Source organism: Treponema pectinovorum (assembly GCF_900497595.1).
GTDB classification, from domain to species: domain Bacteria; phylum Spirochaetota; class Spirochaetia; order Treponematales; family Treponemataceae; genus Treponema_D; species Treponema_D pectinovorum.
In genome coordinates, this window is the sequence record NZ_UFQO01000003.1 from 312,804 (window position 1) to 333,334 (window position 20,531).

General features: G+C 39.2%; 16 protein-coding genes. 3 read left to right on the forward strand and 13 right to left on the reverse strand.

Translation table 11 applies throughout. The annotated features are described in order from the left end of the window. Positions 1-89: 89 nt before the first annotated feature. The 13 genes from murD to FXX65_RS06075 all read right to left on the reverse strand — a co-directional run bounded on the left by murD (position 90) and on the right by FXX65_RS06075 (position 18,203). Positions 90-1,673, reverse strand: coding sequence for a UDP-N-acetylmuramoyl-L-alanine--D-glutamate ligase (gene murD / locus FXX65_RS06015; RefSeq protein ID WP_147615515.1), 1,584 nt, complete (start codon positions 1,671-1,673; stop codon positions 90-92). A gap of 66 nt (positions 1,674-1,739) precedes the next feature. After that, positions 1,740-2,870, reverse strand: a complete 1,131-nt coding sequence (locus FXX65_RS06020; protein ID WP_147615516.1) for a D-alanine--D-alanine ligase family protein — start codon at positions 2,868-2,870, stop codon at positions 1,740-1,742. A 215-nt stretch (positions 2,871-3,085) separates the two neighbouring features. Further along, positions 3,086-4,783 carry a Mur ligase family protein gene (locus tag FXX65_RS06025; RefSeq protein ID WP_147615517.1) on the reverse strand — a complete coding sequence of 566 codons (1,698 nt, stop codon included), beginning with the start codon at positions 4,781-4,783 and terminating at the stop codon, positions 3,086-3,088. Positions 4,784-4,878: 95 nt separating this feature from the next. After that, positions 4,879-5,277: a 6-carboxytetrahydropterin synthase QueD gene (queD, locus tag FXX65_RS06030; RefSeq protein WP_147615518.1), complete on the reverse strand. Its 399-nt coding sequence runs from the start codon at positions 5,275-5,277 to the stop codon at positions 4,879-4,881. Positions 5,278-5,279: 2 nt separating this feature from the next. Continuing rightward, positions 5,280-6,206: a hypothetical protein gene (locus FXX65_RS06035; RefSeq protein ID WP_147615519.1), complete on the reverse strand. Its 927-nt coding sequence runs from the start codon at positions 6,204-6,206 to the stop codon at positions 5,280-5,282. After that, entirely contained in the window at positions 6,199-8,751 is a 2,553-nt protein-coding gene (locus FXX65_RS06040) for a homocysteine S-methyltransferase family protein (protein ID WP_147615520.1), read from the reverse strand. The genes FXX65_RS06035 and FXX65_RS06040 overlap by 8 nt, the downstream gene beginning before the upstream one ends. A gap of 192 nt (positions 8,752-8,943) precedes the next feature. Continuing rightward, the gene (gene metF, locus FXX65_RS06045) at positions 8,944-9,825 is read right to left on the reverse strand and encodes a methylenetetrahydrofolate reductase [NAD(P)H] (protein ID WP_147615521.1); all 882 of its coding nucleotides are present in this window, start codon (positions 9,823-9,825) and stop codon (positions 8,944-8,946) included. A gap of 62 nt (positions 9,826-9,887) precedes the next feature. Further along, a complete protein-coding gene (locus FXX65_RS06050; RefSeq protein ID WP_147615522.1) occupies positions 9,888-11,414 on the reverse strand; it encodes an NFACT RNA binding domain-containing protein in 1,527 nt (508 codons plus the stop codon). Between the two features lie 14 nt (positions 11,415-11,428). After that, positions 11,429-12,736, reverse strand: a complete 1,308-nt coding sequence (locus tag FXX65_RS06055; RefSeq protein ID WP_147615523.1) for a cyclic nucleotide-binding domain-containing protein — start codon at positions 12,734-12,736, stop codon at positions 11,429-11,431. A gap of 130 nt (positions 12,737-12,866) precedes the next feature. After that, the gene (locus FXX65_RS06060; protein ID WP_147612940.1) at positions 12,867-13,496 is read right to left on the reverse strand and encodes an adenylate kinase; all 630 of its coding nucleotides are present in this window, start codon (positions 13,494-13,496) and stop codon (positions 12,867-12,869) included. Positions 13,497-13,671: 175 nt separating this feature from the next. Further along, positions 13,672-16,110: an AAA family ATPase gene (locus FXX65_RS06065; RefSeq protein WP_147615524.1), complete on the reverse strand. Its 2,439-nt coding sequence runs from the start codon at positions 16,108-16,110 to the stop codon at positions 13,672-13,674. A 270-nt stretch (positions 16,111-16,380) separates the two neighbouring features. Then, positions 16,381-17,571, reverse strand: a complete 1,191-nt coding sequence (locus FXX65_RS06070) for a hypothetical protein (protein WP_147615525.1) — start codon at positions 17,569-17,571, stop codon at positions 16,381-16,383. Positions 17,572-17,591: 20 nt separating this feature from the next. Further along, entirely contained in the window at positions 17,592-18,203 is a 612-nt protein-coding gene (locus FXX65_RS06075; RefSeq protein WP_147615526.1) for a TP0733 family outer membrane beta-barrel protein, read from the reverse strand. A gap of 166 nt (positions 18,204-18,369) precedes the next feature. On the opposite strand from FXX65_RS06075, the gene folD reads away from it, so the two are divergent. From folD to FXX65_RS06090, 3 genes are read left to right on the forward strand one after another with little or no spacing between them, the layout of a single operon-like run. Continuing rightward, positions 18,370-19,248, forward strand: coding sequence for a bifunctional methylenetetrahydrofolate dehydrogenase/methenyltetrahydrofolate cyclohydrolase FolD (folD, locus tag FXX65_RS06080; RefSeq protein ID WP_147615527.1), 879 nt, complete (start codon positions 18,370-18,372; stop codon positions 19,246-19,248). Positions 19,249-19,251: 3 nt separating this feature from the next. Further along, positions 19,252-20,109, forward strand: a complete 858-nt coding sequence (locus FXX65_RS06085; RefSeq protein ID WP_147615528.1) for a patatin-like phospholipase family protein — start codon at positions 19,252-19,254, stop codon at positions 20,107-20,109. After that, positions 20,106-20,420 carry a hypothetical protein gene (locus FXX65_RS06090; protein ID WP_147615529.1) on the forward strand — a complete coding sequence of 105 codons (315 nt, stop codon included), beginning with the start codon at positions 20,106-20,108 and terminating at the stop codon, positions 20,418-20,420. Before FXX65_RS06085 ends, FXX65_RS06090 begins: the two co-directional genes overlap by 4 nt. The last annotated feature ends 111 nt before the right edge of the window (positions 20,421-20,531 follow it).

Below are 20,531 nucleotides of genomic sequence, written 5' to 3' on the forward strand. Positions count from 1 at the left end.
TGACAGTTTTGCCAAAAACTGTCAGTTAAAGAAAAACACGGACGTTTTTATTTAACCACAATCGTTGTCGCACAGGAAGTGCGGTTCTTTTAGCAGAATATTTTTTTTACAGCCGCTTTAAACTTGTTTCCGCGGTCAAATTCGTTTGTGAACATTCCAAAACTCGTTGCTCCCGGACTGAACACAACTGTTTTTTCGGAAGTTCCTTCATTTAAAATCAATTTTTCTTTTAAGGCTTTTAAAAGTTCCGCTAAGCTTACAAACGGTCCGTTGTAAGAAATTCCCCTTGAATTTAAATCCGTCTGAATTTTATCTGTTGCACTTCCTTTTAGCAGATATATCGCTTCTGGTTTTATATTTGAACTTTTGCACAAAGCGTCCGCAATGGGACTAAGATCCAGCCCCTTGTCTGTTCCGCCAGTTATAAAGATTATCGGTTTTCCAAATGCTTGTGTTGCTTCTGCGGCAGCTTCTGGAACTGTTGCCGCTGAGTCGTTATAAAACTTTACAGAGATTTGCTTTCCTGTAGAGTTTTTTGTGCTATATGAATGGAAGTATTCCAGGCGGTGTTCTATTCCGTTCCATTTTCCCAAAATCGCTATCGTATTTTTGGGTTCAATTCCCATCAGTTGCAAAACTAGAGCTGCGTTTAAAACGTTCAATCGCATGTGTTTGCCAGGAACGAGCAAATCTTTTAATATTGTTTCGGTTTCTTTGTGGTGTTCTCGCGAGTGCAGGCTCATAAGCTTTTCTGGCAATCTGCACACTCCGTTTAAATTTTTATCCTGCCAGACTCCATATATTCCTTCTGGTAACTTTTTTTTGCTGTAACGGAGAATTTGAGCCTTTGCTTCTTTTGCAAAAACATTTCCCCAGTTTTCTATTAAAGTTCCTCCGTCTGCCGCTCTGTCATCATCAAAATCCAGAATCAAAAAATCGTCTTTTGTCTGGTCTGCATAAATCAGTTTTTTATCTGCAACATAAGCCAACATCGAGTGATAAAAATTCTGGTGGTCTGGAATTATCTTTGTGATTATAGCGATGTGCGGCTTTAAGAGTTTTCTGCCGTGTAAGTCTGCAAGTTGCCAGCTTGAAAGTTCCAGTATCACTGGAGTTGTGCTGTTTGTTTTTTCGAGAAAGGTTAGAGGGCTTACTGTTATGTTTCCACCTAAGTATGCGTCAAATCCCGCCTGCTTTAGTCCGTAGTGAATTGCACTGACAGTTGAGCTTTTGCCTTTTGAGCCTGTAACAGCGATTATCGGTGCTTTTGTAAAATTGAGAAACAGGCTTATGTCTGATTCTATCGCCTTTGCGACTTTTAGATATTCGTTGCCATCGTATTTTACGCCCGGATTTTTTATAACGCAGTCGGCTTCGATAAAATCTTCTATTCGGTGTTCACCAAGGCGATATGTGAGGTTTGTTTTGTCGAGCGTTTTATCGTTTGAAAGCGATTGAATGCTTGGTTGGAGTTCCTCTTTGGTTTTCATGTCTGTAACAAGAACTTTTGCGCCCCATTTTAGCAAAAATCTAACGGTCGCTTCGCCACCACCGTTTACACCCAAGCCCATTACGACAATTTTTTTGTCTTTTATATCTTTTAGCGTTTTAAAAAAACATCCTTCTGGATATATCTTTGGAACTGGCGGAAGTGGTTCTTTTATTTGCGACATAGAGTTTTCTTCCTCTTTTTGATTTATGATTTTAAATTTATCTCAACAATTCTTATAGTGCAAGTTTTATCTGGAAGTCTTGAGTTTTCGTGCACTTTTAAAGCGTTCAACTGCTTGCTTTAAGAGCAATTCTGTTAGGTTTGGAAAATCCAGACCGAATTTTTCGCACATTTTTGGGAACATACTTATCTGTGTGAATCCTGGCATTGTGTTTATTTCGTTTAGATATAGCATATCTGTTTTGCGGTCTATAAAAAAATCCACCCTGCTAAGTCCTGCCAAATCCAACGCTTTAAATGCTTTTTTTGAGAGAGTTCTAACTTCTTCGAGCCTTTCTTCTGGAAGATTTGCAGGAATTAAAAGTTCTGCTCCATTTGGATCTTTATACTTTGCGTCGTAGTCGTAGAATTGATGAGTAGGAGAGATTTCTCCAGGTCCGTAAGCTGTCAATTTTTCAAAATCATTTTTGCCGTCAAATGTTGTGGGATTTCCTGTAACCGAGCATTCTATTTCTCTAGCATCTATCGCTTTTTCTATTAAAATTTTGTTGTCCCAGCAGAACGCTTCCATTATTGCACCGTTTAACTGTTGTAGATTTTTTGCAAGATTTGCTCCGTCAGAACTGCCAGCAGAACAAGGTTTTACGAACATCGGGAAGCCCAGTTTTTTTTGTGCTTCATCTAAAATTTCGTCGTAGCGCTTCCAGTCTGCAATGTCTGATTTCCGCATGCAAAGACCTGGCACTACAGGAATTCCTAGTTGTGCAAGTGCGGATTTTGATTTTTCTTTATCCATTGTTATTGCGCTTGCAAGAGTTGGGCAACCCACATAAGGCAATTCCGCCATTTCTAAAAGCCCCTGAATCGTTCCATCTTCGCCAAAGGTTCCGTGCAAAACTGGAAATACAACATCTGTTGGTATGTGTTTTGAATTTGCAAACAAGGCTCGTTTTGTGCTACCTCCAGGAACAATAAAAACTTCATTTTTTTCATCTTCGCTTATTTTGAACGAAGCGTTGCTGTGGTTTTGAATGCGCTCCAGTTCTGATTTTTCCTGCAAAAACCATCTGCCTGTTTTTGTTATGGCGATTAAAGTTATGTTGTGTTCCTTTTTTATGTTCCGTGCGACCGCTGCTGCCGATACGAGCGATATTTCGTGTTCGCCAGATTTTCCGCCGTAAATAAGTGTTATGTCCATTTTTGTTTCTCCTGCCTGAACAGATTTTGTTTTGTTTTTTGTTTATGTTTTAAAGTTTGAATGTAATTGCCTGAGTGCAACATTTTTTTGACGCGCAAGAGGGCAAAGGTAAAAACTTAGCCCAGATTGCCGCGGAAATACCGCAGCCGTCAATTTTGACGGCGAGGAATTGGAGCAAAAGCTGGTCGCGATAAAGCATTGTGCTCCTTTTTATTTTAATAGCCCATCTCTTCCAGCGCTTTTTTTGCCTCTGAAATTTCGTCGTAAGGATGCGGACCGTCTTTGTAGATTATTGAATTTTCATGGCTTTTTCCGAGTAAAAGCACGATGTCGCCTTTGCCTGCAAGCGTAAACGCCTTTCTGATTGCAGTCGGCCGGTCGGGTATTAGAAAGAGATTTTTGTCTTGAATCTTACCCGCTTTTTTTGCACCTTCTGCTATGTCGTTTAAGATTTTAAGGCTTTCTTCCTGGCGTGGGTCTTCGTCTGTTAAGATGATTGTGTCGCAAAATTTTGCTGCTATTTCGCCTTGCAGCGGCCTTTTTTTTGTGTCGCGCTCTCCGCCTGAACCAAAAAGTGCAATTATCTGTGCATTGCAATGGCGGCGGATTGGTGGAAATATCGTCTGGAAACTTGAAGGTGTGTGTGCGTAGTCGACGATTACTTCGAAAGGCTGATTTTTGTCGATTATCGTCATTCTTCCCTTTATCGGTTTTAAATCTTTGACTTTTTCTGCCACTTTTTCCATTGGAGTTGAAGTGATGCGGCTTACAACTAAAAGCGATGCCATTATGTTGTATGCGTTGAATGCTCCAGGCAGGCTGGATTTTATGTGTATTACATTTTGCGAGAGCGGTTTTGAATTTTGGTCGACAGCATTTGGTTCTGCTATGCTGAATGAAAGTCCATAACTTGCACTTGCGATATTTCTGCCAACGATGTATGGGATTGCAGGAGGAATTGGAGGAAGTGTTTTTTGGTCTTCGCCTAAGAGAACCGCCTGTTTGCCTGCTTTTCCTTCTGTGGTAAAGCCCATTACCAGATGTTTTGTCGAGTTTATAAAATAGCTTGCAGATTCGTCTTCTAAGTTTACAACCCCAAACGCTGGAACTGTTACCTGTTTGCCGAGTATCGTCTTTTTGTGGTCGTTTTTGTCGAGGTTTCTGAATAAGTTTGCTTTATCGCTTCTGTACTGCTCAAAAGTTTTGTGGAATTCCAAATGTTCCAAAGTTACATTCATAAAAACGCCGCAGTCAAAATCTATGTTTCCTGTGCGGTTTAATTTTTCTGAAAGTCCGTGGCTTGAAGTTTCTATAACAGCATATTCGCAGCCGTTATTTACCATTTGAGCAAGATACTTTTGAATGATTGGCGACTCTGGAGTTGTCGTGTGCTGCGGATTTGGCTGTGCTTCTTCTCCAAGAGAATACTGAACCGTAGATATAAAGCCTGCTTTATGACCGTTTAAACGCAAAAGCTGCCAGATAAAACTTACAGTCGAAGATTTCCCTTCCGTGCCTGTTACGCCAATTACTGCGATTTTTTTTGAAGGGTTGTCGTAAAAAGTTGCAGAAATGGGCGCCATCGCTTTTCGGCTGTCGTCTGTGCGCAAAAATGCAACGGTTTCTTTCCTTCCTGCTAAGGCTTTTTGTATTTGGTTTTGAATTTTCTCGTCAAATTCGTCTTGAAAAACTATTGCTGCAGCTCCATTTTTTATTGCATTGGGGATAAAGGCGTTGCCTGTTGTGTGAGTGCCAGGAAGTGCAAAGAACAGCGAGCCTGATGTAACGTCGCGGCTGTCAAAAAATAAATCTGAAATTTCAGGATTTGTCGGATGGTTATTTATCGTTTTCCCGTCAAAAAGTACGCAGGTATGTTCGAAAGAACCCAAGAGGTCTGATAATTTTTTTGTCATATATCGATATTTTAGCGTTAAGAAAAGGTTGTTTCAACAAGTGCATTTTGCGTGTAGTCAACAAGTGCAGTTTGAAAATGAAGTTTTGCAATCTTTTATTCTGGCTTGTAGCGCGCCCTGTTGCGTTCTGTTTCAAAAACGTCTACTTTGCTTATCTTTGTTCCGCTCGGCGAGTTTTGCGACAAATCTATGTTTTTTTCTTTTAAGTGAACGAGCATCTGGTTGTAGATGTACATTGCAATCTTTTCTGCGCTTGGGTTTTGGTCAAATTCTTTTATATCGTTTAGATTTGTGTGGTCTATTTTTGAAAGCACTTGTTTTAATGCCGATTTTAAAACTGTAAAATCTAAAAGCATTCCACCGTCGTCTAGCGTGCGACCTTCTACATGAACGTAAACTTTATAATTGTGACCGTGCAGGTTTTCGCATTTTCCGTGATAGTCGCGCAAAAAATGAGCTGCTGCAAAATCGTCTGTTACTCGAACTTCAAACATTTTTATTCACCTGTATTTTCTTCGGGAGCTTTGTAATTTTCTATCCAGCGGATAACAGGCTCTCGCCAGTCGTTTGCTCCAATTCCTTCAAGTAAAAATCTTTCGTACATAAACGATATGTGTTCTTTTATTGCCATGCAGTCTTTTGGACTTATGGTTTGCGCGGTTAAAAACATATCGTTTATAAAATTTGTCGCATCGTTCGGACTAAAAAGTTCTGGAAAAAGTTTTGTCGTCATATAAAGTGCCGAAGGGATGCAATTTACAGAATGCTGTTTTATGTAGAGCACAGCCTCTGCGATTTCTATCGCCTCGTTGTAGATTTCTGTATTTTTTTGGAATGATTCCGCATCGCTCAAGCCGATTTGTTTGAATTCCTTTTTAAAGAAAACCGTTGTAAGCGCTATCAAAGCGATATGAAGGCTTGGAACGCATAAAAAATGTGGGTCTAATCTGTGAATCGTTCTAAAGTGAGAATTTTCCTTATAAATTGGACGGTCTGTTGTAGAAAGCGTATGCTTGTACATTCGACCGGCTTCTTTGTAGAGTTTTGCTGTTGACGAGAACCATCCGTTAGCGATAGGAGCGGCTTTTTTTATTCCGTATCGCTGTAGTAACATGGAGACTGGTCTTAAAAAAAGAGGAACAAAATCCATATAGACATAAACTTTTGCAGGCGTGAATGGAATTTTTTTGTCGAGAGGATGGTCTACTTTTACGACAGGAATATTGTAAAATCCCCATTTCTCTAAAAATTGAAGTGCAAGATAGTTTACAAAAACCGTGTATAAAAATCTTACAGAAACTTTTAGCGTTCTAAACGAAGTTAAAAGCCTAAAATAAACATAAAGCGTATTAAAAGATTTGAGAGGTCGTTCTGCAAATTTGTTATCTCTTTTTTGTTGTCGTGATACAGCCATTTTACCCATTAAAGACTTCCTTGGCGATTGCCACAGACTGCATTGCATCTTTTGAATAATAGTCAGCACCAATCTGTGCTGCATAATCTTCTGTTAAAACGGCACCGCCTACGAATATTTTAACAGATTTTCCTTTTTCTTTTAAAGAAGAACGCAAAAATATAATCGTCTTTTCCATATTTGTAACTGTCGTAGTCATAAGTGCGCTTAAGCCCACAAGTTTTATATCATTTTGTAATACAGTTTCCAGAATTTTTTCCGCGGGAACATTTTTTCCCAAATCTATAACTGCAAAGCCGTAATTTTCGAGCATCGCTTTTACGATGTTTTTTCCTATATCGTGAATGTCGCCATAGACAGTTGCAATTGCGATTGTTCCTTTTGATTTTTGCTCGTTGCCGCTTTCTTTTAAAAAGTTTTTTATAACTTCAAAAGCACAACTTACAGTTTCGGCACTCAATAAAAGTTGCGGAAGGAATTTTGTGCCTTTTTCAAAATCTTTTCCGACCATATCCAACGCAGGAACTATGCAGCGATCGATTATTGAAACAGGCTCCGTTTTGTCCTCCAGCATTTTTTTTGTTATTGGAGCGGACTGATCTTTAAAACCTTTGTATATCACATCGATTAAATTTTTTTCATCCTTGCTTAAATTTTCTGGCAAACTCGTGTATTCGCTTTTTGGAGATAAAGTTTGCACCTTGTTTTGTGGAATTTCACCACCAGTTTTTTTTATGTCGTCTGCGCTAACGCCATACAATGGTGCATTTGTTCCGTTGTAGCGCGCAATGTAGTCGAGGCAGTTTTCGTCATAATTTGCAAGAGCTCTGTAACCGTAAAAAGTTTCGGTCATAGGCTGACTCAACGGATTTATTATGCAGGCGTCGAGTCCGCTGTAAAGTGCCATTGCAAAAAAACGAGAATTGATTATATCTCTTCGTGGAAGTCCAAAACTTATGTTAGAAACCCCCAGGATGAATTTTAAACCTTGGCTTCCAAATTCATCTTTTAATATTGAAATTGCCTTGCAGGTTTGCAGCGCTTCTTTTTGCTGGGAACTCACCGTTAAAGTTAAAGTGTCTATAACTATGTCCCTTGTCGGAATTCCATATTTGTGCGCTTCTTTAATTATTTTTCGTGCAACAGCTGCTCTTCCTTCTGCCGTTGGAGAAATTCCATTTTCGTCTATGCAAAGGCAGACTATCGCTCCACCGTAGTGTTTTACAAGCGGAAAAATGCTGTCCATCACTTCTTGTTTGCCATTTACCGAGTTGATTAACGCTTTGCCGTTGTAATAGCGCAATGCTTTTTCGATTACCTGTGGTTCAGAAGAGTCTATCTGTAGCGGAGTTGAAAAAGCCGACTGCAATTTTTTTATCGCTTTTATCATCATCTCGCTTTCGTCAATTCCTGGAAGTCCTACGTTTACATCGAGTATTTGTGAACCACAGTTTATCTGCGATTCCGCTTCTGCTAAGACAAAGTTCATGTCGCAGGCGAGCAGAGCTTCTTTTACCTTTTTTTTGCCAGTTGGATTTATTCGCTCTCCAACTATAACAGGTCCTGCGTTTCCGCCTATCTGCACCGTCTGGTTGTAAGAGCAGACGCAAGTGCTGTCTTCTTCTTTTAAAGCAGGCGATGAAAAACCTTGTTCTATCTTAATCAATTCTACGAGCGATTTTATATGGGCAGGCGTAGTTCCGCAGCATCCGCCCAAAAGTGCCGCACCTTTTTGGCGATTTTTATTTTGACTTTGAGCAAATTCTTCTGGTTTTACAAGAAAGACGGTTTTTCCTTTTTGCACAATGGGAATGCCTGCATTTGGCTGAATTAGCACAGGCGTGTGTGAATATCGCAAAAATTGTTCTGCTAACTGTTCGCCTTCTTTTAGCGAGCCACCGCAGTTAAACCCCAAAATGTCTACGTGGAGGGATTCAAGATAGGTTACGCAGGTTCTTACATCTGCACCTGTTAGAGTCCTTAAATTTTCTTGAAAAGTCATTGTTGCTATTATTGGAAGATTTGTGCTTTCTTTTATCGCAAGAACTGCCGCTTTTACTTCGTAAAGGTCTGCCATGGTTTCTATTAGGGCAACATCGAAGCCCGCTTTTTCTGCGAGGATTGCGGCTTGTTTGTAATTTTCGTACGCTTCATCAAAAGTTAAACTGCCCATTGGCTCTAAGAGTTTTCCAATTTGAGATGTGTCCCAGGCAAGATAGTGTGGATTTGTGTTTCCACTTTGTTCTGCTTCTTTTACGGCTTCTTGCATGACTTTTGCAGCAGCGTTTATGTATTGTTCTGTAGTGTAGCGTGCTGAATTTAATTTTAAAGGCAGAACTCCAAAAGTGTTTGCAGTTAAAATATTTGCACCTGCTTCAAGATAAAGCGAATGTATTTTTTTAATTATTTGTGGATGTTCGACAGTTACATCTTCTGGAATGTCGTAGTCGTTTGGAGCAAATTCCTGAATTAAAGTTCCCATTCCGCCGTCCAAAAATACAGGAAGGGATTTTGAAACCATTTCTTTTATGTAAGCTCTAAAGTCTTTTTTCATAGGCAAGCAGAGTTTAATAGAAAAATCTTGCTTAGTAAATTGATGCAAACTCCTTTATTCAGCGAGAAAAGAGGCTATTTTTGCACGAACAATCTTAGCCCGTATCGTCGCGGAAATACCGCAGCCGCAAGGCGAGGAATTGCAGCAAGAGACGGTCGAGTGTAGCGGTGTGCTCCTGTGGCGCATGAAAAATTACGCGTTGACGGCTTTTATTATTGAATCTATGTTTTTTAAGATTGCTTGGGCGATTTCTGGTTTGTTCATCGTGTATATGTGGATTCCGCGGACGCCGTTTGAAATCAGGTCGATTATCTGGTCGGTTGCGTAGGCTATTCCTGCTTGCTTCATTGCTTCTTTGTCGTTTTTGAATCTGTCGCAGAACGAAAGCAATTTGCGCGGTATGTACGCATTTGAAAGGTCTACCATGCGTTTTACTTGATTTGCATTTGTGATTGGCATTATTCCGGCTAAAACGGGAACTCTTATGTTTGCACTTTGCAGACGATATAAAAATGAATAGAGCATATCGTTATCAAAAATCATCTGCGTTGTTAAAAAATCTACTCCAGCGGAGACTTTGTGTTTTAAATTCTCTATATCTAAATCTCTGTTTGCGCTTTCCGGGTGTCCTTCTGGATAGCAAGCACCTCCAACGCAAAATCCCTGTTCTTTTAAAATTGAAACTAAATCTGAGGCATGGAACAATCCTGAAGGGAATAGATTTTCGCCTTCAAACGAATCGTTTGGAATGTCGCCTCTCAATGCCAAAACATTTGTAATGCCGCGAGTTTTAAAGTCTTCGATTGTTTTTAATAGTTGTTCTTTTGATGAGCGTATGCATGTAAGGTGAGCTAGGGCTGTTGTTCCTGAATCTTGAACGGTTTGTGCAAGCGTTGCAGAATTTTTGTTTGTAGAACCTCCTGCCCCATGTGTTATGCTTATAAAGTCTGGTTTTGTTGCACTTAATGTCATTGCACTTTGTTTTACTGTAGAAAAATCATCTTGTTTTTTTGGGGGGAATATTTCGAAAGAGATTGTAACTTTTTTTGAAGATATGATTTCGCTGATTTTCATATTTTATTTCTCACCGCTTTTTATTTTTGATTTTATTTTTTTATAGGAATCGAACGGTTTTGTCAAAGCCTTGCATCGTCGAGTTTTCGCAATATCGTTTGATCAAGTTTTATGTGAATATTTTTTTCGTTGGAAGGTAAGACCAACCCCTTTGGGCCATTTTTTGCCCGCCTTAAATGCTTTACCTGTGTGTAATATAAATCTGCTTCACCGTTTTTTCGTGCTTTAGAATGATAAACTGCCAAATTTCCTGCAATGAGCATCAATTCCAAAGGGAGAGTTTTTCCTGCTTGCGCTTTTACAAAAACATAGCCACCAGCATAATCTCTCGTGTGAAACCAAAAATCAGGACCTTTTACATAATGACGCAAAAGTTCATCGTTTTCGCTTGAATCGCGTCCAACAAAAATTGTCCAGCCACTAATTTGGTAGGAAAGCCCAGGACGCTCTTGTTTTTCCTGCTGTTTTGGCTTTTGGGATTTTCTTAGAATCTGCTCCAACTTTACAGGATTTTCTTCTTTGAGCATTCTAGAATACTGTTTCTCAAGTTCTTCTATCGTTTTTTTTGCGAGTGCAATGTCGTGTTCAAGTTCTTCCAGCGCATTTGCTTGTTTTTTGTATTTTTCGTAATAAAAACTAGCATTTTCGTGAGGAGATTTTTTTGGATCAATCTTTATTCGCACAGTTTTTTGATTTTGAAAATCCAAGCATTCCAAATATCCGTCTGCAATTTGCGCTGGATTTTCTGTGAATATGTAGGAATTTGAAAGGATTAAATCACCCTGATTTTTCCATAATTCGCTGTTGCAAAATTCTTTTCGCTTGTTTTCTAATTTTTCTAAGGCTAAGGTCTGGCGGCTTTTGTGTGTGTTGTACCATTTCTCTGCCTGCTCTTTTAGGTTTTTTAATGATGATTTTGCATTGGCCTGGCTGTAAAACAGATCTATTTTTTCGTTAAACGAAAGATTTTCGGGCAGGTCTAAAAAATCCCGCACTTTAAATTTTTGGAAAGCTTGTTTTGCTGATTTTTTGTCGGCTTGTGTTTGATTTTCGATTTCATCGATTTTAAATTTTTCGCCAGAAACTTCGTGTTTTGCAGGTCTTCTGTAAAAACAGTCGAGGATTGTTCCATCTTTGTTGCATAAAAATATGTTTGCTGCACCCGACCAGAGCCTTATGTAAAGGTCTAATTCTTCGCTGGATTCTTCTTCGATATTTTTAGTGTTTTTTTTCGCTAATTTTTCCTGTGCGCGCGGCATTACAAAAATTGTGCCTTCGCGGTAGAGCGAAATTTTTATTATCCTGTCCTTATTTATCTGCTTGCAGTCGGTTATTCTTGAACCTTTTAATTTTGAACGCAAAAGTTCGTTAAAGCGAAGCGGTTTTTCGTTTTTCGTGATTTTTCTTTTAACTTCGTTCAATCTGCATTCGCCTGCCAGAAGGCTTATAAAAACGGTTTTTGGAAGAGACGGTTTGTATGTGTACAAAGCCAGTGAATCAAACGACGGTTGGACTATCTCTTGTATGAATGAGCCTTTTAAGTCTAATTCCTGTAAAATCAAATCTATTTCGTTGCAATTTAAAGACATATTTCTATATTTTTTTAATTGGGATTTTCTGAGATTTCTTTTAGTTGTTTAGAAAGTGCAAGCGTTTTGGAAGTCTGTTTTACAAGCCTCTGCGCGAGCATCTTAGAAAGAAAAATTCCATAGTGAGGATTTCGCCTTATCAAAGAAAGAAAAGCCTGTTTTGGAATTTTTATCAATTTGCAGTCGTCCACGCTCACTACAGTTGCAGAGCGGCGGTCATTTAAAAGAAACGCCATTTCGCCTATGAACATATCGTTTGGAGTTAGCACCGAAACGAGTTTTTTTTGTGAATATACAGCAAATCTTCCTGCGACTATAAAGTAAAGGTCATTGCTTGGGTCGTTTTGCCTGAATACAACCTGCTTGTTTTTGTAAGCGATAGTTTCAAACGGTTTAAACATTACCGGAAAGTTATTTATGGAGTTTCTAAGATTTTTAATTTCAAAACTCACCTGATTTCCTTTTTCATTATAAGAAAGTTTTTGCACTAGTTGTTTTGAAAGATTTATCCCTCTACCGTGAAGTTCTGTATCGGAAGCCTGTTTTGTTCTACTTCTCCAGTCAAAACCGTTGCCGTCATCTTTAATCGTAAAAGTGGAAGTAGATTTTCCAATAGAATATGAGATGTGAATGCGCCTGTTTGCAAATTGCGGCATTTTTGCTCGTGTGGCAATCAGTTGCAAAATATCGCCACCTTGTTTCATCCATTTAGTCTTATCTTCGTATGAAATTTCAAGGTTTCCGTGTTCCAAGGCATTTGTCAAAAGTTCCATCAAAGTCATCTGCAAGTTAAATCGTTCTTCGGATGAAATGCGGTTTGCGTTGTACAGATAGGTTACCAAAAAATTTGTGTAAAAGCGTATGTCTATAGAATCGTTACCGCAAACAAAGCTTCCGTTTCCTTCTGCCCCAATTAAATCCTGCATCCCACGGTTAAACAAAAACTGCTGATTTTGCCAGAGAATTCTGAGCAATCGCTTAAAGTGCTTTGCAAAATCGTCTATTTTCTGAATGGAAACTATGTTTATATCTTTTTTTGCTTCTAATTCTTCAAAAGTTTTTCTGTCGCTGCAAACCGCAATTATTCCGCCAAAGTGCAGCCAAGGATCTTCTTTTATCGTGGAAAGAATTCTATTTGCATCGATATCCGCACACGAAAAATCGATAACTTTGATTTCTGGAATTTGATAGTCTATGTAGTTTATAATCTGCTCTGTATCGCTGTAGATGTCGGCCTCAAAGTAATTGTTGTAAACCTTGCAGGCATTTTTTACAGTGTCTATAACTATTTTATTAGAAGATGCGGTCAAAACCTTTTTCAATTTTTACTCTCCGACAAAAAGAATTATTCAACGATTGTAACGCTTTATTTTAGTTTTTACAGGCTCAAATCTCAGCACAATCTAAAAATTCAAAAAAAAAGCCGGCATAAAACCTTGCCAGCTCTCATCCTTATTTTGCAAATTTTGATTTAAACTCTTCCAAAACTTTTTCAGGAGCAGGACGAGCGTCTATATTCACCAAATTTCCTTTATCTTTATAAAAATCGATAAGCGGTGCAGTCGACTGCCTGTAAACAACAAGGCGATTTTTAATGCTTTCTGCACTGTCATCATCGCGAGTATAAAGTTCACCACCACATTTGTCGCATTTGCCTTCGATTTTTGGCGGATTAAATTTTATGTGATACATCTGTCCGCAATCTCTGCAACAAAGCCTTCCTCCCAAGCGTTCTACAACAGCTTCGTCTGCAATGTCAAAATTTACAGCGGCGTCTATGCTTGCAAATTCGTCCAATGCTTTAGCCTGAGGAATTGTTCTCGGAAATCCGTCCAAAATGTAGCCGTTTTTGGTGTCTGGTTTAGAAAGCCTGTCTTTTACAAGGTCAATCGTTATTTCATCGCTAACCAAACCTCCAGCGTCGATTATAGCCTTTGCTTTTTTTCCAAGTTCGGTTCCGTTTTTAATGTTTTCGCGGAATATGTCGCCAGTTGAAATGTGTGGAATGCTAAAAGATTTTGCGGCTTCCTTTGCCAAAGTTCCCTTGCCAGCGCCTGGAGGACCTAAAAAGATAAAATTCATTTGAATGCTCCTGTTTTTTTTTTGTGCGTTCCCTGCATTCTGCAGGTCGTGTGTTCCGCCACTCGCTATGCGCTCGGCCTCCTCGTTCTTCGCAAAACTTTGTTTCGCTCATCACTGCGGTGGCTGGCTTTGCCATGGCTACATACACTAACGCGATTGAATCTGCAATGTGCTTTTACTTTATCACAGAAACGCTCATAAACTCAATTATAGAATTCCACGAGAATATCGTGTTCTGGCAAGCAGAAAGCAAAAGGTTTTTTATTTTATTTAAATCTTCTTCGCCAAGAGCAATATTCATGGTGCTTCCATACGAAGATGATTTTACGTCAAACCAACGGTTTATTTCGTTTTCGGTTATCTGTCTTTTTTCGCATATAACCTTAGAAGCAGCTCTTACAGAAAATCCCTTATCTTCAAATGATTTGCGTATAGATTTTTCATTCCAGTTAAAAAGTGGATTTTCGTTGTCGTTAAAAAAATCGTTTTCAGCATCTTCCATTTTTTTTAGAATCGAAGAAAAACTCTGCCTTGTGCTTTCTGTAAGAATCTGGTTGTAAATCAAAGCAGAAATTTTTTGTCCTTTACAAGGAATCTTCTGCGAGATTATAACCTGCATATTTTTAGGTACAAGCGTACTGGAAAGTTTTGAAAACGAATAAGCTAAAACATCGGCACTATCCTGGCTTGCAAAAGGGTCTCTAAAAAAAATCCTATCAAAGATTATTCCGTTTTCACTGTAATTTTCTAAAACTTTTTGGAACACTTCTGCGTTTAAGTAGTTTTGCAAAGACTGTGGGCGCAACATAAGAAAAGGCTTGTCGAGATTGTCCAAAGTTCTTCCGTATTGCTCTAAAATTTCAAGCCCCCTTTGGCTAAAGCACAAACCTGCTGTTGCTCCTTCTGGAGTTTTCCTGCTGACTTCCCAAAGCAAAAGGGAATCGTCTGCGTTCCATATTAGGCTTCTAGTATGGCGACTTAAGTCTGCAAGTTGAATCATTGCATCGCGGATAGTTGTTAAAATTTCTGCTTTATTGGAGTCAAGTCTGCTCCGCCAAGCTTTTTCTGCTCTATCTAAAGCGCTTTCTTTTCTTTGATTTGTGGGAGTAAAAGTTAGATTTTCTTCTTTTACAGTCGTGTTTTTATCAAAAGCTTTGTTTATCCACCATTCGCCTATTGGATTTTCAAAATCTTCTGCAAAATGTGGACGAGGATGCATTCCCCAAGAAGAATCCGTATCGCTGTTTTCTGGAGGTAAGCCTTGCAAAATCATAGAGATTTGAATCTCTCGCCTGCTTAAAACTTCTTCTCGTATTTTTGCTTCGTATCCTTGTTGCGACGGCGTATAAAAAACTCTGCCAACAAGGCTCGAAGGCAAATATTGCTGAGCAACCCAGTGGTCGCGGTACGCATGCGGATAAAGATAGCCTTCGCCGTGACCAAAACCTTCTGCATCTCTGCTGGAGTCTTTTAGATGATTAGGAACTTGTGCGTCGTCTTTTTCCACGCTCGAAAGTGCATCAAAAAATGCCATGCTCGAATTTGACTTTGGGCAGGTTGCAAGATACAAAGCCGCGTGCGCTAAGTGATAGCGTCCTTCGGGTAAGCCAACCCTGTCAAAAGCGTCTGCACAGCTTGTTACAACTCCTATAGCATAAGGGTCTGCAAGACCTGTATCTTCGCAGGCAGAAATTAACATTCTCCTGAATATAAAATGAGGATCTTCGCCTGCTTTTACCATCCTTGCAAGCCAGTACATTGCAGCGTCTGGGTCTCGTCCTCGCAAAGATTTTATGAATGCAGAAATTATATCGTAGTGATAGTCGCCGTCCCTGTCGTATAGAACAACTTTTTTTTGAATCGACTCTTCTGCAACCTCTTTAGAAATTTTTATCGTGCTTCCCCACGGTGGCAGAGGATTTGCATTGTATGGATCCCATTTTTCAGGAGTGGTTTCTACAGCAAGCTCAATTGCGTTTAATAGAGAACGAGCGTCGCCATTTGCTGTGTCTACAAGGTGTTCTAGTGCACCTTCTTCAAATTGAACATTCCAGTGCCCATAACCGCGTTCCAAATCGCTCAATGCAAAATGGGCCGCTTTTATGAGGTCTTCTTTTGTAAGCGGTTTTAATTGAAAAACCCTGCTTCGAGAAACCAGCGCTTTGTTTACTTCAAAAAACGGATTTTCTGTCGTTGCACCAATCAGAATTATCGTTCCGTTTTCGACCCAGGGAAGAAGCGCATCCTGTTGAGCTTTATTCCACCTGTGAACTTCATCGACAAAAAGGATAGTGTGCCTGCTGTAAAGTTTAAAATAGTCGTCTGCCTGTTTTATAGCCGTGCGAATTTCTGCAACACCAGTAAGGACAGCATTTAAAGTTATAAAATTTGACTTTGTATGATTTGCAATGACTTTAGCCAGAGTTGTTTTGCCACAACCGGGAGGCCCATAGAATATGACAGAAGTAAGCTGGTCGGCAGCAATAGCCCTGCGTAAGAGCCTTCCTTTGCCAACAATGTGATCTTGCCCAATAAATTCGTCAAGGTTACGAGGCCTAAGCCGAGCAGCAAGAGGTTCTTTTTGCAGTTTTGAAGCGTCAAATAAATCACTCATAGAAGATTAGTTTAACATAAAAAAACTAAAAACTCAGAAGAGAACAAAAATTAAGATTTTGTCGATAATTATTGCAAGTTTTTAGGTTGCATTTTGCGGATAGTAAAATTCTTAGCCCCGATTGTAAGGGCGCGGGACGCGTTGCAACGCAACGTAGGCGCTTTGACGCCGGAGCCCTGCAAAGCGGGATTAAAAAATAAAACAAGACCGAAAAAATCAGTCTTGTTTTTTATAGTGGCTTGCTCTATATAAATTAGAAAAACGCAAATTCTATTCTTTGTTCCATTTGTCGCGTCCAGGGTAATATGCCCAAAGTCCGACATTCTGGAAGGTTGCGCTTGTGCTTTTTGAAGGTCCCTTAAAATCTGTTGAGGCGTAAAGGTCGGTCGCTGTGTCGGTTTTTGAAGGGTCGATTGCGAGCACGTTTCTAACTTGATAATAAGAAGAAAGCGTGGAAGATGCGTTTTTTGCTGTGCTGGTCGAAGAGTCTGGCTCGGAAGATGAGTTCGTGTTTATCGCTTGCAAGCCATCGCTTGTTCCGCAGAGAAGTTTTCCAGAAGTTGACGCTATTGAATAGATTGAAGCTGAGAGTACTTTTTTTGCTGTCCATGCTGAGTCTGAAACCGCCCTGTAATAAGTTGTGCTTCCGCTTGCTGCGTACAGGTGGGTTGCCGCTGTATTTCGAGATTCGTTTGAGGTTATTGCACTGCTAGAAGAAAAATAAAATGTTGAGCCGTCAAAAGTTGCAACGCTTATTGCATTTGCATATATGCTTGCACTTGAATCGCTTAAAGATTCAAATTTGTATGATGGGCTTGCGCTTATTTGTGTCGCCTTTCCACCTTCCAGACGAAATATTGTTCCGTCGAGGTTTAAGAACGCTGCTCTGTTTTGAGTTTTTGGAGTGTTTGTTCCAAAGACTGCAAATTTTTGACTTTTGCTCGTGGAAGGTTTTGTAACAACGGTTCCGAGTGTTGTGTTTGTGTAGGTAACTGTTTGCCAAGAGGCGCCGTTATCTGCTGAATAATAAACAGTCCATGATTGAGGTTTATTTTCGCCATCGTTATCTACAGATTTTATGTAGAGAGACATCGCATAAAGTTCGTTTTTTGTTGTTAGTGAATTGTATGCAGAAGCGATGCTTGTTATGAAGTTTCCGGGGTTTGAGATTTTTTCCCAATTTCCAGTGTACGATTTTAAGGTGTCGTTGTATGTTCCGCCGCTTGTTACTGCATCGTTTACATCCTTTTTCCAAATATTCCCTAAACAAATATAAAGATATTCGCTGCCCGAAGCGGTATGTCTTATGAGCAGGTTTACATCGCCGCCAATTTGTGCATCAGAAAGTTTTACTTCTTCGCGTATTGTGTCAAATATAACTCCTGAGCATGAAGAAAAGAACGCGAGTGCAAAACTTAAAATTATCGAAAGGTGTAAGATTCTTAGAATTTTATTTTTCATTTTTTTTGTATCCTTTTTATTTAGAAATGGTAGCGAGCTGCTACTACAATAGAAGAAAAATAACCCACATCGTTTTTTGAAGAATCGCTATACCACTGTGGCATATAGAGATAATTTCCTTTTGTCCCGAAAGACCAACTCGGCGTTACTCTGTAAAAAATTCCTAATTCAGGTTTTAGCACAAATCCTGGAAAATAAGTTCTGTTCAGATAACTTTCCACAGCGGCTCCAACTCCAAGCGAAATTGGGAATTCAAATCTCTTGTAGGTTGGCTGGTATGTAAAGCAAAATGTAAAAGGCACATAAGTGAACATGTTCTGTCCTATCGTAGGATTATAGCCAAAACTTATATCAAAACCCACTGCAAAGTTTGAAGTTATAAATCTGTGGTAGCCTATCAAGCCTGCTCCACCAGTGGAAAGTTGACCATCTCTATACAGCGGAAAAGTTCCTCCAAAGTTTAGCGGAAATGTTACCATTAACCCAATGTTTATAAACTGGTCGCCAGGTTCGTTCATCTTATATTCAGCAGAAAAGCCGCTTTTTTCTTCATCGTCTGTAGATGAATTTTGAGAAAATGCATAATTCATCATAAATAAAGCAGAGCAGAGCAGAAGTAGTATTTTTTTCATCGAATCTCCCATAACCAAAAACTGTTTTGCACAATCAATAGCAATTTTATAAAAAAGTATATATAGTTTGAAAGCAAAATATTAACCGATTTTTAGGCTGCATTTCAACAATCATATAACAGCCCTTGACTTGAATTAGTTACATAAAAAATAAAGAGGTACAAAAATGAGCGCACAGGTTATCGACGGAAAGCAGATTGCTTTGCAAGTTAGGCAGGGAGTTGCAGAAAAAGTTGCAGATTTAAAAGCAAAGGGAATAACGCCTTGTCTTGCCGTTGTCCTTGTTGGCGAAAATCCAGCATCGGTAAGTTATGTTACAGGAAAAAGAAAGGCTTTGGCAGAAGCAGGCATGAAAGACCGTTCAGAAGTTTTGCCGGAAAATACGAGCGAAGAAGAACTTTTGGCTTTAATAGACAAATTGAATGACGACCCAAGCGTTCACGGAATTTTAGTTCAGTTGCCGCTTCCAAAACACATTGACGAAGACAAAGTTATAACGAAGATTGACCCAAAAAAAGATGTTGACGGTTTCCATCCTGTAAATGTTGGAAATCTTGTTATCGGTAAAAAAGCGTTTTTGCCTTGCACTCCGCACGGAATAATCGTACTGCTCAAAGAAATTGGCATAGAAACCAGCGGCAAGCACGCACTTGTTATAGGAAGGTCAAATATCGTTGGAAAACCAGTTTCGCTTTTGCTTTCGAGAAAAGATATAAACTGTACCGTTACGATGTGCCACACTGGAACAAAAAATCTTAAAGAGCTTACTTTGCAGGCGGATATAATAGTTGCAGCGTCTGGGCATCCGCATACGGTTACTGGCGATATGGTAAAAGACGGAGCGGTTGTTATAGATGTTGGAGTCAACCGAATTCCAGATTCAACAAAAAAGAGCGGCTTTAGATTGATTGGCGACACCGATTTTGAACAGATAAAGGAAAAAGCGAGTTTTATAACTCCTGTTCCAGGCGGAGTTGGACCTATGACAATCGCGATGCTGATGTACAACACATTGGAAGCCGCAGAAAATTCTATAGAGAAATAAATTATGAAAAATGGACTTGTCTTAGAAGGCGGTGGAATGCGCGGAATGTTCACTTCTGGCGTAATCGACGTATTTTTAGAAAACGATATAAAATTTGACGGAGCAATAGGTGTTAGCGCTGGAGCAACTTTTGGCTGCAATTATAAATCCAAGCAGCAAGGAAGAGCACTTCGCTACAATAAAAAATATGGCAAAGACAAAAGATATTGTTCTCTAAAAAATCTTCTTCTGACAGGCGATTTATTCGGTGCCGAATTTTGCTATAAGACTTTACCTCAAGAACTGGACATCTTCGACTTTAAAACTTACAAAGAAAATCCAATGGAATTTTATTGCGTTGTGAGCGACTGCAAAACAGGAAAACCAATCTACAAAAAATTAGAAACCTGCGTCGCAAGCGAAATGGACTGGTTGCGTGCGAGTGCCTCGCTTCCTATAGTTAGCCGCGTGGTTAAAATTGATGGCAATGAATTGCTCGACGGCGGAATTACAGATTCAATTCCTTTAAAAGCCTTTGAAGATTTAGGTTATCAAAAAAATGTTGTGATTTTGACTCAGCCAAAAGGTTTTGTAAAAAAAGCTTCTCATTCGAAACTCATAGCAAGCCTTGCTCTCAGAAAATATCCGCTTGTAAAAGAAGCGTGGTTTAAAAGGCATGAAGTTTATAACGCAGAACGAGATTATGTTTTTGAACGCGAAAAACAAGGTTTTTGTCTTGCGATATGCCCAAAAAGCGATTTAAACATCGGCCGTGCAGAATTAAATCCGCAAAGTCTGCAAAGGGTGTATGATGAAGGCAGGCTATGTGGAATTGAAAACCTGAATGCCGTAAAAGAATTTTTAAGGAGAGTTGACTTATGAAAAAGGTTGATGTTTACAACGCCGAATACACAAATTTAAATCATTCATACATATTGATTTACAATGCGTATGAAAAACTCATTCAGTGTAAGGATGCTGATAAAAAAATCCTTGTAACGCTTGCAAGTATTCTAAGGGCTTTTAATCCTGCTTTAGACGAAATAAAATCCAAAATGACGGTTAAGACAAGATACAAAGAAGATTTTTCTTCTGAAGAAAATTTTAGCGGTTCCGATGATGAAAGCGAAGATAAAAAGGATGATGAAAATCAAAATCCTTTGATTCTTCACGGTAAGTTTGGCGACGACTGATTTATTTTTTCTCGTACAAGCATTTTGAAATCTGGTCTTATTTTCCCGCCACATTTTTTATCAAAATAACCGCATAAAATAAATTGAAATAAAAAAGGACTGTCCGTTTTC

What these genes read in the sequence shown, in the direction of transcription:
- murD (WP_147615515.1), bottom strand. Translation starts at nt 1,673, where the DNA reads ATGTCGCAAATAAAAGAACCACTTCCGCCAGTTCCAAAGATATATCCA.
- FXX65_RS06020 (WP_147615516.1), bottom strand. Translation starts at nt 2,870, where the DNA reads ATGGACATAACACTTATTTACGGCGGAAAATCTGGCGAACACGAAATA.
- FXX65_RS06025 (WP_147615517.1), bottom strand. Translation starts at nt 4,783, where the DNA reads ATGACAAAAAAATTATCAGACCTCTTGGGTTCTTTCGAACATACCTGC.
- queD (WP_147615518.1), bottom strand. Translation starts at nt 5,277, where the DNA reads ATGTTTGAAGTTCGAGTAACAGACGATTTTGCAGCAGCTCATTTTTTG.
- FXX65_RS06035 (WP_147615519.1), bottom strand. Translation starts at nt 6,206, where the DNA reads ATGGGTAAAATGGCTGTATCACGACAACAAAAAAGAGATAACAAATTT.
- FXX65_RS06040 (WP_147615520.1), bottom strand. Translation starts at nt 8,751, where the DNA reads ATGAAAAAAGACTTTAGAGCTTACATAAAAGAAATGGTTTCAAAATCC.
- metF (WP_147615521.1), bottom strand. Translation starts at nt 9,825, where the DNA reads ATGAAAATCAGCGAAATCATATCTTCAAAAAAAGTTACAATCTCTTTC.
- FXX65_RS06050 (WP_147615522.1), bottom strand. Translation starts at nt 11,414, where the DNA reads ATGTCTTTAAATTGCAACGAAATAGATTTGATTTTACAGGAATTAGAC.
- FXX65_RS06060 (WP_147612940.1), bottom strand. Translation starts at nt 13,496, where the DNA reads ATGAATTTTATCTTTTTAGGTCCTCCAGGCGCTGGCAAGGGAACTTTG.
- FXX65_RS06065 (WP_147615524.1), bottom strand. Translation starts at nt 16,110, where the DNA reads ATGAGTGATTTATTTGACGCTTCAAAACTGCAAAAAGAACCTCTTGCT.
- FXX65_RS06070 (WP_147615525.1), bottom strand. Translation starts at nt 17,571, where the DNA reads ATGAAAAATAAAATTCTAAGAATCTTACACCTTTCGATAATTTTAAGT.
- FXX65_RS06075 (WP_147615526.1), bottom strand. Translation starts at nt 18,203, where the DNA reads ATGAAAAAAATACTACTTCTGCTCTGCTCTGCTTTATTTATGATGAAT.
- folD (WP_147615527.1), top strand. Translation starts at nt 18,370, where the DNA reads ATGAGCGCACAGGTTATCGACGGAAAGCAGATTGCTTTGCAAGTTAGG.
- FXX65_RS06085 (WP_147615528.1), top strand. Translation starts at nt 19,252, where the DNA reads ATGAAAAATGGACTTGTCTTAGAAGGCGGTGGAATGCGCGGAATGTTC.
- FXX65_RS06090 (WP_147615529.1), top strand. Translation starts at nt 20,106, where the DNA reads ATGAAAAAGGTTGATGTTTACAACGCCGAATACACAAATTTAAATCAT.